This window comes from Acinetobacter genomosp. 33YU (genome assembly GCF_001990725.1).
In the GTDB taxonomy this organism is placed as follows: Bacteria; Pseudomonadota; Gammaproteobacteria; order Pseudomonadales; family Moraxellaceae; genus Acinetobacter; species Acinetobacter seifertii.
This window is the reverse complement of sequence record NZ_LFZQ01000011.1, coordinates 15,305-27,772: the sequence shown is the minus strand read 5'-3', so window position 1 is coordinate 27,772 and position 12,468 is coordinate 15,305. Positions and strand designations below refer to the sequence as shown.

At 38.2% G+C, this 12,468-nt stretch carries 12 protein-coding genes; 10 read left to right on the top strand and 2 right to left on the bottom strand.

Annotated elements, in window-relative coordinates; all coding sequences use genetic code 11:
• The first annotated feature begins 72 nt into the window (after nt 1-72).
• The 7 genes from pqqB to AC056_RS13665 all read left to right on the top strand — a co-directional run bounded on the left by pqqB (nt 73) and on the right by AC056_RS13665 (nt 5,488).
• Nucleotides 73-984 (top strand): pyrroloquinoline quinone biosynthesis protein PqqB, encoded by a 912-nt coding sequence (gene pqqB, locus AC056_RS13695; protein WP_077163919.1) that lies wholly within the window; start codon nt 73-75, stop codon nt 982-984.
• An 8-nt stretch (nt 985-992) separates the two neighbouring features.
• Nucleotides 993-1,751, top strand: a complete 759-nt coding sequence (pqqC, locus tag AC056_RS13690) for a pyrroloquinoline-quinone synthase PqqC (RefSeq protein WP_077163918.1) — start codon at nt 993-995, stop codon at nt 1,749-1,751.
• Nucleotides 1,748-2,032, top strand: a complete 285-nt coding sequence (gene pqqD, locus AC056_RS13685; protein ID WP_077163917.1) for a pyrroloquinoline quinone biosynthesis peptide chaperone PqqD — start codon at nt 1,748-1,750, stop codon at nt 2,030-2,032. The genes pqqC and pqqD overlap by 4 nt, the downstream gene beginning before the upstream one ends.
• Nucleotides 2,029-3,183, top strand: coding sequence for a pyrroloquinoline quinone biosynthesis protein PqqE (gene pqqE, locus AC056_RS13680; RefSeq protein WP_077163916.1), 1,155 nt, complete (start codon nt 2,029-2,031; stop codon nt 3,181-3,183). The genes pqqD and pqqE overlap by 4 nt, the downstream gene beginning before the upstream one ends.
• A 16-nt stretch (nt 3,184-3,199) precedes the next feature.
• Nucleotides 3,200-4,252: a dipeptidase gene (locus tag AC056_RS13675; protein ID WP_077164229.1), complete on the top strand. Its 1,053-nt coding sequence runs from the start codon at nt 3,200-3,202 to the stop codon at nt 4,250-4,252.
• A gap of 578 nt (nt 4,253-4,830) precedes the next feature.
• Nucleotides 4,831-5,007 carry a hypothetical protein gene (locus AC056_RS13670; RefSeq protein ID WP_039253692.1) on the top strand — a complete coding sequence of 59 codons (177 nt, stop codon included), beginning with the start codon at nt 4,831-4,833 and terminating at the stop codon, nt 5,005-5,007.
• 244 nt (nt 5,008-5,251) lie between these two features.
• Nucleotides 5,252-5,488: a hypothetical protein gene (locus AC056_RS13665; protein WP_019459145.1), complete on the top strand. Its 237-nt coding sequence runs from the start codon at nt 5,252-5,254 to the stop codon at nt 5,486-5,488.
• 72 nt (nt 5,489-5,560) lie between these two features.
• Here AC056_RS13665 and AC056_RS13660 read toward each other — a convergent pair whose 3' ends face one another.
• Nucleotides 5,561-8,668 (bottom strand): efflux RND transporter permease subunit, encoded by a 3,108-nt coding sequence (locus AC056_RS13660; RefSeq protein WP_077163915.1) that lies wholly within the window; start codon nt 8,666-8,668, stop codon nt 5,561-5,563.
• Nucleotides 8,665-9,831, bottom strand: a complete 1,167-nt coding sequence (locus AC056_RS13655) for an efflux RND transporter periplasmic adaptor subunit (RefSeq protein WP_077164228.1) — start codon at nt 9,829-9,831, stop codon at nt 8,665-8,667. The genes AC056_RS13660 and AC056_RS13655 overlap by 4 nt, the downstream gene beginning before the upstream one ends.
• 143 nt (nt 9,832-9,974) lie before the next feature.
• On the opposite strand from AC056_RS13655, the gene adeR reads away from it, so the two are divergent.
• From adeR to AC056_RS13640, 3 genes are all read left to right on the top strand, one after another.
• Complete coding sequence (gene adeR / locus AC056_RS13650) at nt 9,975-10,706, top strand: efflux system response regulator transcription factor AdeR (RefSeq protein ID WP_077163914.1); 732 nt, start codon at nt 9,975-9,977, stop codon at nt 10,704-10,706.
• Nucleotides 10,696-11,781: a two-component sensor histidine kinase AdeS gene (gene adeS, locus AC056_RS13645; RefSeq protein ID WP_077163913.1), complete on the top strand. Its 1,086-nt coding sequence runs from the start codon at nt 10,696-10,698 to the stop codon at nt 11,779-11,781. The genes adeR and adeS overlap by 11 nt, the downstream gene beginning before the upstream one ends.
• A 94-nt stretch (nt 11,782-11,875) precedes the next feature.
• Nucleotides 11,876-12,463 carry a uracil-DNA glycosylase family protein gene (locus AC056_RS13640; RefSeq protein ID WP_077163912.1) on the top strand — a complete coding sequence of 196 codons (588 nt, stop codon included), beginning with the start codon at nt 11,876-11,878 and terminating at the stop codon, nt 12,461-12,463.
• Nucleotides 12,464-12,468: the final 5 nt, after the last annotated feature.

The following is a 12,468-nucleotide window of genomic DNA, read 5'->3' as shown; positions in this document are numbered from 1 at the left end:
TTTCTATTCAAATCTGTCATAAGCCCTAGTTTTGTTCTAGGGCTTATGTCTTTCTAATAAGATATTAATTTTATGTATATTTATATTTTAGGTTCAGCAGCTGGAGGCGGCTTCCCTCAGTGGAACTGCAATTGTCCTAATTGTCATGGTGTGCGTACAGGTACGATTAATGCCAAAGTACGAACTCAATCTTCAATTGCGGTTTCAGAAAACGGCGTAGACTGGATTTTATTAAACGCATCACCAGATATCCGTCAGCAATTATTTGACTTTAAAGCAGCTCAACCTGCACGTAAATTACGTGACACGGGCATTACCAACGTTATTTTGATGGATAGCCAGCTTGACCATACCACTGGACTCTTAACTCTGCGTGAAGGCTGCCCAATGAATGTGTGGTGTACAGAAATGGTCTATCAAGACCTGACCACAGGTTTTCCAGTCTTTAATATGTTGAAGCACTGGAATGGCGGTCTTCAATACAATGAAATTAATCCTAAACAAGCTTTTAAAATTGATGGTTTCGAAAATTTAGAATTTGTACCTTTAATTATTCAAAGCGCTGCACCCCCATACTCGCCACATCGCCATGACCCGCATGAAGGCGACAATATTGCTTTAATCATCAAAGATCACAAAACACAAAAACAGTTGTTTTATGCGCCAGGGCTCGGAAAGATTGACGATCAAATCATGCAGATTATGCAAAATTCAGATTGTGTCATGATTGACGGTACACTCTGGACCGATGATGAAATGCAGCAAACGGGTGTAGGTAAAAAAACTGGCCGTGAAATGGGGCATTTATACATTAGTGGTGAAGGTGGTTCGTTGTCTTATTTGAACCAACTCAATACACCCAAAAAAGTACTGATTCATATTAACAATACCAATCCAATTTTAAATGAAGACTCTGCCCAATTTGCTGAACTAAAGGCAAATGGTGTAGAGGTTGCCTATGATGGCATGCAGATCGAACTCTAAGGTGCGCTATGACACAAACACCTGAAGCTTTAACAACAGAACAATTTAAACAGGCTATTATTGATAAAGGTCAGTATTATCATATCTATCATCCATTTCATGTAATGATGTATGAAGGTAAAGCGACTCAGCAACAAATTCAGGCTTGGGTTGCAAACCGCTATTATTATCAAATCAATATTCCACTCAAAGATGCCGCCATCATGGCAAATTGCCCAGACCAACGCGTGCGTCAGGAATGGATTCAACGCATGATTGACCAAGATGGTGAATATCCTGATGGTGGTGGCCGAGAGGCATGGCTACGCTTGGCAGAAGCTGTTGGTTTGAGTCGTGAGCAAGTGATTTCCGAAGAATTGGTTTTACCGGGTGTTCGCTTTGCTGTAGATGCCTATGTAAATTTTGCACGCCGTGCATCATGGCGTGAAGCAGCAAGCAGCTCTTTAACTGAACTTTTTGCACCTCAAATTCATCAGTCTCGCCTTGAATCATGGCCACAACATTACCCTTGGATTGATGACAAGGGCTATGAATATTTCCGCTCTCGTTTAAGTCAAGCACGCCGTGATGTTGAGCATGGTTTAACAATCACACTTGATTCATTTACCACACATGAGCAACAACAAAGAATGCTAGAAATATTGCAGTTTAAACTGGATATTTTATGGAGCATTTTAGATGCCTTAACACTGGCATATGTACACAATGAAGCACCGTATCATAGCGTGACCAAAGAACGGGTATGGCACAAAGGACTATTTAAATGAATAAAGAACAATTTGATGTAAATCTTGTGCCAACATGGCGACAAGGTTATCGTTTCCAATTTGAACCCGCTCAAAATGGCTTTGTGATTTTATATCCTGAAGGCATGATCAAGTTAAATGAAAGTGCAGGGGCCATTGGACAATATATTGATGGGAAAAATAAAGTTTCTGCCATTATTGCCCAGATCAAGCAACAATTTGGCGATATAGCTGAAATTGACAACGATGTTATTGATTACATGTTAGTTGCCCAGCAACAGCACTGGATTGATTTTATATGACCAATGGTGTTGGTTTACCATTATGGCTACTAGCGGAGCTAACGTATCGTTGTCCGCTACAATGTCCATATTGTTCAAACCCTTTAGACTATGCACAGCACAAAAATGAATTGACCACACAAGAGTGGTTTGACGTTTTCGATCAAGCGCGTCAAATGGGTGCTGTACAACTCGGTTTTTCGGGTGGTGAACCTTTAGTACGTCAAGATCTGGAACAGCTTGTGGCGCACACACACCAACTCGGGTTTTATACCAACCTGATTACTTCTGGCATGGGCCTTACTGAACAGCGTATTTCCCATTTAAAGCAAGCTGGCCTAGACCATATTCAAATTAGCTTTCAAGCAAGTGATCCTGTCGTTAATGATGCTTTGGCAGGTTCGAAACATGCTTTTGAACAAAAGTATGAAATGTGCCGACTTGTTAAGAAATATGATTATCCGATGGTTCTTAATTTTGTGATTCATCGGCATAACATTGACCAGATTGATAAAATTATCGAGCTTTGTCTAGAACTTAATGCCGATACAGTCGAGCTAGCAATTTGTCAGTTTTATGGTTGGGCTTTTTTAAACCGTCAAGGTTTATTACCGACACAAGAACAACTCATACGTGCAGAACGTATTACCAATGAATATCGAAAAAGGTTAAAAGCGCAAAATCATCCTTGCAAACTTATTTTTGTAGTGCCTGACTATTACGAAGAAAGACCAAAAGCCTGTATGAATGGCTGGGGCAAAATTTTCTTTACGGTAGCACCAGATGGTATGGCTTTGCCTTGTCACGCCGCTAGACAGTTGCCTATTTCTTTCCCAAATGTTCGTGAGCAAAGCCTTTCCAATATTTGGTATGAATCTACAGGTTTTAACCACTTCCGTGGCGATGCATGGATGCCAGAAGGCTGCCGTAGTTGCCCAGATAAAGACCGCGACTTTGGTGGCTGTCGTTGCCAAGCCTATATGTTAACAGGCGATGCAAGCAATGCAGATCCTGTCTGCGGTAAATCGCCATATCATCAGCTGATTGAACAGGCACGTGCCGAGAGTGAACTCGATTCCTCTCTAGAAAAACTAGTGTTCCGTAATACTAAAAATTCAAAGCAATTTACGGTTCAGCAAAACATTCCTGTTCAAAATATTGCAGATGAATAGCGGTGAGAACGTAAATATGAACCGTAGCTCAGTTCCTGTTTTTGATGGTCATAACGATGTACTAACGCGCCTTTGGTTAAGCGATCATCGCAATCCTGCTCAAGCTTTTATTCAGGAACGCTTAGCAGGGCATCTCGATTTAAAACGCTGTCAAGAAGCGGGTTTTATTGGCGGCATGTTTGCTATTTTCTTGCCTCCTTTTGCCTATGTTCAACATCATCATCCTAATAAGCTTTTTGACCAAACTTCATCAGACTTCACACAACAGCAAATTGAACAAATTTGTCTGGAACAACTCGATTTAGCAAAACAACTGGCCGAATATTCTAACGACATTCAAATTTGCACAACTGTTCAGGATATTCAGCACTGCTTAGCAAAACAAAAGTTAGCGATTGTATTGCATATGGAAGGTGCCGAAGCACTACAACTTAATCCAGATTTACTCGATGTATTTTATGATGCAGGGCTTCGTAGCATCGGGCCGCTTTGGAATAGACCCAGTCGTTTTGGACATGGTTTAAACGCTAAGTTTCCCCATTCTCCTGATACAGGGATAGGTCTTACACACGAGGGCAAAGCATTTATAAAGCGCTGTGCTGATAAAAAAATGGTGGTTGATGTATCCCATATGAACGAAAAAGCTTTTTGGGATACCGCTAACATTCTTCAACAGCCCATTGTCGCGACTCATTCGAATGTCCATGCCTTATGTCCACAGGCCAGAAATCTAACAGATGAGCAACTCAAAGCGATCAGAGACTCTAAAGGGATAGTTGGATTAAATTTTGATGTCGCATTTTTACGTAAAGATGGACAGCGTGATGCAAACACGTCCATTGATATCATTTTAGAACATCTAGAATATTTAATAGACGAAATAGGGATAGATCATGTTGGTTTTGGTTCCGACTTTGATGGAGCGCTCATTAGTCATGAAATTGAAGATGTAAGGGGACTACACCTACTCATCGAGAGAATGCAAAAAAGGCACTATTCGCATGAAATCATAGAAAAAATCTGTTTTTCTAACTGGTTGACTGTGCTCAATCGTATTTTAGATGAATAATCTATCGCTAAACTTATTGAAAATAGCGAATTATTTTACATTTTTTATTGGCCGAAATGACTAGAAAAAGTACAACTGGTTTAATTGTCAACCATTCGGTAAATTAACTAGAATCAATATTACTGAATGTAAGAACATTTGGTATTTCAGGTCTTTAGTGGTTTTCACTTGCGCCCATTTTTTCTTGAGAAGTAGAAATGGGCGTTTTTTATTGCTTATGAAAAAATGAGAATTTCATCACAGGATTTACCAATTAACTGCAAATCATCTCTTTACTATCTTGACTAAAAGTTCAGCATTAAATACATTTAAGTTGTATTCAAAGATAAATAAGATTGCTTCAAGCAATTAATAATACTGCTTAATCCTGAAATACAGTAGAAAGCCTATTCTTTTTTTAGAATAGGCTTTTTGCTTTGTATCAAAATTTATTTTTGAAACTATTACACTCTTCAATTAACATAAAAATTAAATACCTTACAAAAGCGGCTCAAATCAAAGCCCTTAAATAACAAAGAATGTGCTATTAATTTAAGCTGATTTATAAAAAGTTTCTCCGTCGATTGAAGAGGTGCAAAATGTTAAAATCAATTTTAGTACTAGGAACAGGTATTGCAATTGGCATGTGCATGTACAAGAAAAAGCAGAAAAATAGTAAGAGCTTTAGCACAGGTAGTGACACTGACTCATTAATTAACAAAGATAATAACAAAGTTAAAGATGATGGTTCACTCGATAATGCGGTACAAGTTTAGAACTTTATAAGGGTTCATCAGTGAACCCTTCTAATATTTAAAATTAACTTTATCTAAAATAAAAATAAGACTAATAAGTTAATTTAAAAATAAATTTCATGTTATATAAAATTTTATCATTCATTTAATTATTTGAGACATATTTAATAAAACAAAAAGAACACTTTAAATGTTAAATTTTACACATTGTAGCAAAACAAACTCTATTATTTTTTATGTTAAGAATAAGAAAATGGAGACTAAAATGTCTAAACGTCATATTTTAAAAGAAGTTAATGCGAAAAGTATGTGCGGTATGGAAATTGTAGTAGAACAAATTTTCGAAAATACATTTGAAAAAAATTTGGCTTCAAGTGAAATACAACAAAACTGGTTACCTCTTTCTAAGATTGTGATTTCAGACAAAGTCATCAATTTAGATCAAGACAATACCTTTGCTCATCCTAGAACAGGTAAAGTCTTTAAGGTATTAAACTCTTAAATAATTTGGCTTTAGATGAATATAAAAGAAATGATTGAGGCGAAACAACAAAGGGTTCCGCCTCAATGAGTTTTATAGGTTATTTTTCTTCTTTAAAAATACTTTTTCGGCTGCTCCCAATACAAAAATAAAGAAGACCGGTACGAAAAATATAGCCAGAATTGTCGCAGAAATCATACCTCCAAACACGCCAGTCCCTAACGCATGCTGGGTTTCAGAACTTGCACCACTTGCAATTACCAGCGGAATCACACCAAAAGTAAAGGCAAGAGAAGTCATTAAAATTGGACGTAAACGTAACTTCGCTGCCGCAACTGCTGCTTCAATTAAGCTCATACCTTCTTCTTTGAGCATTTTTGCGAACTCAACAATTAAGATCGCATTTTTTGCAGATAAACCAATAATAGTAATCAGACCAATTTTGAAGAAAATATCGTTTGGTATTCCTCTTAACATAATCGCTAAAATAGCACCAAAAATACCTAAAGGAACAACCAACATAACTGAAAGTGGAATTGACCAGCTTTCATAAAGTGCAGCTAACACTAAAAACACGACCAACATCGATAAAGCAATAAGAAATGCCATTTGTGATTCAGACTGTTTTTCCTGCAAAGAAATACCCGTCCACTCATAGCCAATGCCTTGAGGAAGCTTAGCAATCAATTTTTCCATTTCCCGCATTGCATCGCCTGAAGAAACTCCAATATTAGGAACGCCAGAAATACTTAATGAAGGGCGGCCATTATAGCGATTATATTGCTGCGGTAACTTGTTCCACTGCGGAGTGACCACCTCAGATAAAGACACCAGTTGTCCATTTGCACCAGCAACTTTCAAGCTCAAAATATCTTTTAAATGCATACGCGATTGTGCATTGGCTTGAACAATGACTTGTTGCATACGCCCCTGATTTGGGAAGTCATTGATATACATAGATCCCATAGAAGTCGAAATAATATCTGAAACAGAAGCAAAGCTTACGCCTAAGGTATTTAATTTCTCACGGTCTATTTTCAAGCTAATATTGTCGCCTTGTGGCAAACCTTCAGGGTAAACCATATAAAACTTTTTGTTTTGAGCCGCCATTTCCATGAGTTTTGTTTGTGCTGCGATTAAAGCTGGCATTCCTAAATTTGCTTTATCTTGTAAGCGCAAACTAAAACCCGAAGATGTACCTAATTCATCAATGGCTGGAGGAAGTACTGACATCGTTGTACCTTCCTTGCTTTTCGCCATTTCTGTATTAACGAAATTGGTATAGTCGGTTGTAGATTTATTACGTTCACCAAAATCTTTTAAGGTTGTAAAAGCGAGCGCAACGTTTTGACCAGCACCACTAAATCCCCAACCCATAATTGAAATATTGCTTGTTACATCGGACTGTTCATTTAAATGATCTTCAAACTCTTTAACAATTTTTTGAGTGCGTTCAGCAGTTGCATCTGAAGGCAATTGGAAAGAAGTTAAAAACCAGCCCTGATCTTCTTCAGGCATAAAAGCGGTTGGCCAATATCTCATACCAGCAAAAGTCAAACCTGTAATCGCCACAAAAATGATGAGAGTCGGAATTGTATGCTTAACAACTTTTAGCAGAATAACTTCATACTTTTTTGTGACCTTATCAAAGCTTCGATCAAACCATGCGAAAAACCCTTTTTTTTGATGATGAGCATCAATTGGTTTTAGCAAGGTTGCACAAAGTGCGGGAGTGAGGGTTAAAGCTAAAAATGCCGAGAATAAAATTGAAACCGACATGGTAATCGTAAACTGACGATAGATAATGCCAACCGAACCACTTGCCAAAGCCATAGGTAGAAATACAGCCGCCAACACTAAGGTAATACCAATAATCGGGCTGGTAATCTCTGTCATGGCCTTAGAGGTAGCCTCTTTGGGCGATAAGCCTTCAGTTGCCATAATCCGTTCAACATTCTCCACCACCACAATCGCGTCATCGACAATAATCCCGATTGCAAGCACCATACCGAACATGGTCAACACATTAATTGAGTAACCTGTCAAAAGCATGATAGTAAAGGTGCCAAGCAGGGCAATTGGCGCTACAATCGCAGGGATTAAGGTGTAGCGAACATTATGAAGAAATACATACATCACAATAAAAACCAGCGCCATGGCTTCAAGTAATGTATGAACTACTTTTTCTATCGAGATTTTAACAAAAGGTGCAGTATCATAAGGAATACTAAATTGCATACCTTCAGGCAGGTTTGGTTTTAATTCATCAATTTTTTGTTTTACTGCATCAGCTGTTTTTACTGCATTTGCACCAGGACTAAGCTGAATTGCCGCAGCCGTCGCAGGTTTACCATTTTCTAAAATTGCGAAGTTATATGATTGTGCGCCCATTTCTACATCGGCTACATCCGATAACTTAATATGGGCTCCGCTAATATTGCTCTTTAAACTAATGTTTTTAAACTGTTCAACTGTTTCGAGTTGACCTTGAGCAGATAACGGCACTGTTATTAACTGCCCGTTGACTAAAGGGCGGTCACCAAGCCGACCCGGTGCAATATCAATGTTATTGCTGCGAATTGCATTGTTTACATCACTAATTGAGAGTCCATAAGAAACCAATTTATTGGGGTCCACCCAAATCCGCATCGCTTTTTCAGCACCAAAAGACTGAATTTTGCCAACACCTTCAACACGTTTAAGTTCTTCAACCACATTGCGGACCAAGTAATCACTTAAATCGACTTCTGAATAACGATGATTAGGTGAGTTTAAACCGACCAGCATTAAAAAGCCCGAGGATGATGCTTCGACTGCTAAACCTTGTTGACGAACAACTTGCGGTAAGCGCGCTTCAACCGCTTTAATCTTATTTTGTACGTCGACCTGAGCCATATCGACATCAGTACCGGGTTTAAACGTCGCAGTAATTTCAGCAGTCCCTGACGAATCAGTTGTAGCGCTATAGTAGAGTAAATTTTTTACTCCAGACATTTCCCGTTCAATGAGCGTAATAACACTATCATTAATCGTTTTAGGAGTAGCGCCAGGATAGCTTGCTGTAATATTCACCTGAGGAGGTGCAACACTTGGAAAGCGTGCAATAGGCAACTTTGGAATACTCAGTACACCAAATAAAATAATAAAAATCGCAATTACCCATGCAAAAACAGGACGGCGAATAAAGAATTGAGACATCATTTAGCATCTCCTTGCTTCACCGTATTTGTTGCCAAAGCGGCTTTCCATGCTGAAATCGCTAGCTTTTGGTTGGGCTGAATACGCTCAATCCCTTCAACGACAACTTTATCTCCAGCATTTAGACCTTTATTGACGAGATAAAATTGTTGATATTGTTGGCCTAGCTCTACAGGGCGTACATCTGCAATACCTTTGGCATTTACAACATAAACTTGTGGGTCGCCGTTCATATTGCGCTGAATAGCTTGTTCTGGAACAAGTAAAGCCTGAGGAACAGACGCGCGTTCAATGTTGACGCGAACGTACATGCCCGGTAGTAATTTTCGTTCAGGATTAGACACTTCAATACGGATAGTGACATCACCTGTTTCAGGGTCGACATTAATATCTTCAAAAAGCATTTTTGCCGATACGTTATAAGGCTGTCCCAAACTATTTAAGATTTGTACACCTTTTTGATTGTTGGCAGATAACTCGCCACTTTGTAAAGCTTCCTTTAAGCGTTCATATTCACCAATAGATTGTTTTACATCAACATAAACACGGTCAATTTGTTGAATGGTAGCCATTGTATTGCTATCAGCTTGGCTGACTAGAGCACCTTCGGTCACAAACGATTTACCAATACGGCCTGAAATTGGTGCTCGTACTGTGGCGTACTGTAAATTTAGATTTTGACGAGCCAGCAAGGCTTTCATTTGGGCAACATCTGCAATCGCTTGTCGATATTGCGACTCGGCATTACTTACTTCTTGCTTACTAATTGCATTGCTTGGTAAGAGTTGTTGATAGCGTTCAAGTTGTACTTTTAAACGATTAACTTCTGCTTCTGCTTTATTTAGGCCAGCTCGATTACTATTTACATCAGCTTCAAAAATTTCCGAGTTTATTTTATATAAAGGTTGTCCAGCCTTGACTTCACTACCTTGGGTGAACAGAACTTTTTCAACAATACCGCCTACCTGAGGACGAATGTCGGCTGTACGGAAAGCCTGAACACGTGCAGGTAAGTTTTCACTAAAATTCACAGACTGCGGTTGAAGTGCTAAAACTGTGACTTTAGCTTCTTGCGCTTGTGTTTGATCTGTCGCTTGTTCTTTACCACAGCCATGCAAAACAAGAGTAAATGAGAATATGAATGGAACTAAAAAATGCTTCTGCACTTTTGTAACACCTAATGGACTTCTAGATGTTGGCATTATTTTTGATGTGTGTGTAACCAAAATCACTAATATGTGGAAAAAGTGTGGAGACTTAAGAAAAAATGCGCGTATCATAAATCAAATTTTTATCGCGTTTTATTGCTATGTTTGAGTCAACCTTTACGTTTAATTGTCAGGATAAGCTTATTCTTGTGGTAGAAGATGACTATGATATTGGCGATATAATTGAGCATTATTTAAAACGTGAAGGCATGCGTGTTGTGCGTGCCATGAATGGTAAACAAGCCATTGAAATACATGCAAGTCAAGCTATTGATTTGGTCATACTTGATATAAAAATGCCCGAATTAAGTGGATGGGAAGTTCTAAATAAAATTCGGCAAAAAGCAGCTACACCTGTGATTATGCTGACTGCTTTAGATCAAGAAATTGATAAAGTCATGGCTCTAAGAATTGGGGCAGATGACTTTGTCGTAAAACCATTTAATCCCAATGAAGTGGTTGCACGCGTACAAGCAGTATTACGGCGCACCCAACAAAATCAGCAAATGTCTAACCGAAATCTGATTTATAAAAATATTGAAGTAAATACCGAAATACATACCGCCTATATATATTTAGATAACAAGCAACAAGCGCTTAATTTGACCCTAACTGAATACAAAATTTTGCTGTTGATGCTACCTCATCCACATAAAGTTTTTACCCGCTCGGAACTGATGAATCATTGCTTACCAGATCGAGATGCTCTTGAACGTACTGTTGATAGCCATGTCAGCAAGCTACGAAAGAAAATGGAAGAGCTAGGTTTAGAGAACATGCTGATTAATGTTCGTGGAGTAGGCTACCGTTTGGATAATCCGCATGAAAAATAAAACAGGCATTAGTAAACAACTGATTATAGCACTTAGCTTTACCAGCCTAATTGTTACGTTGAGTTCGCTCATATTAGGTTATGGTACTTATTATGTTGCGATCGAAGTCGGTCTTATTTCTCTTAAAAAATTAAAAGAGAGCGATGAGTTTTTTCACTACTTAGACGGCATATGGCTGTTCGCCGTACTTCTATTTGGTACGGCATTTTCCATTATTTTGGGTATTAAGCTAGCTCAACGTTTTATTGTGCCAATTAACCTACTAGCAGATGCAGCAAAAAAAATTAGTCAGGGTGATTTAACTGCACGTGTAGAAAGCTCTATGCATCATACTTCTGAAATTGCTGAACTCATGCATAACTTTAATGATATGGCACAAAAGCTTGAGACTTCTGTACAGAACGCTCATGTCTGGAATGCTGCGATTGCACATGAGCTAAGAACACCTGTCACCATTTTACAAGGACGGCTACAGGGTATTATCGATGGTGTTTTTAAACCAGATCCGGTTTTATTTAAAAATTTACTGAGTCAAGTTGAAGGCTTATCAAACCTTGTGGAAGACTTACGCACTCTAAGTCTTTTTGAAAACCAACAGCTCAGACTTAATATTGAAACGATTAATTTTAATGAGACTGCCTATAAAGTCGTGCATATGTTTCAAGAAAAACTTCAGACTGCTCAACTTAAAGTAACTTTCAATATTCAGGCACCAGAAGTGAAGTGCGATCATAGACGAATTGAACAAGTTTTAATTGCTTTACTTGATAATGCCACGCGATATGCAAATCCGGGCAAGTTAAAAATTTCAACCCAATATCATCAACAGGATTGGGTCCTAGAAATAGAAGATGAAGGCCCAGGCATTTCAGCTGAGCACCATAAAGAATTATTTAATCCTTTTTTTCGGCTCGAGCAGTCAAGAAATAAAGAATTAGGTGGAACTGGTTTAGGGCTTTCGGTTGTACAAGCGCTAGTGATTGCACATAAAGGAAGGGTAGATTACATCAACGAGAACTCACATAGCATTTTTAAAATCAGCATACCTCAACAAGAGTCAAATGAAGTAACTTAACGTTTTGATTAACAGAATTTGCATATATTGACTCGTGATTAATCTGAAAATGCGTTAAGTTATTTATAAATTTTGAAGTAAATACTGATTTTTTATGATAATTGAGATAGAAACCCATCCACTACAACCATTTTTACCTGAAAATGCTCGTTTACTAATGCTAGGGAGCTTTCCACCACCTCGTAATAAATGGAAGATGGATTTTTATTATCCAAATTTTCAAAATGACATGTGGAGAATTTTTGGCTTAATCTTCTTCCAAGATAAAACCTATTTCTTAAGTGAAAATCAAAAAACATTTAATGAAGAACGTATCCGAGAGTTTTTAACTGAAACAGGTATTGCTATTTTTGATACGGCTTATCAAATTAAACGCCTCAAGGGTAATGCTTCCGATAAATTTCTGGAAATTGTGACTCCAACGGACTTGGCTGCTCTGCTTCAGCAAATTCCTTTGTGCCAGACAATTATGACGACAGGCGACAAAGCCACTGATACCTTAATTTCAGTTTTACCTGAAAATACGCAAAAACCTTTAATTGGGACATCGACATCAACTTACTTTGCAGACCGCAGTATTGATTTATATCGGTTACCATCTTCTTCTAGAGCATATCCTTTAGCACTTGAGAAAAAAGCAGAAGCCTATCAACAATTCTTTAATAAAATCGGATTCTTGTAATATTG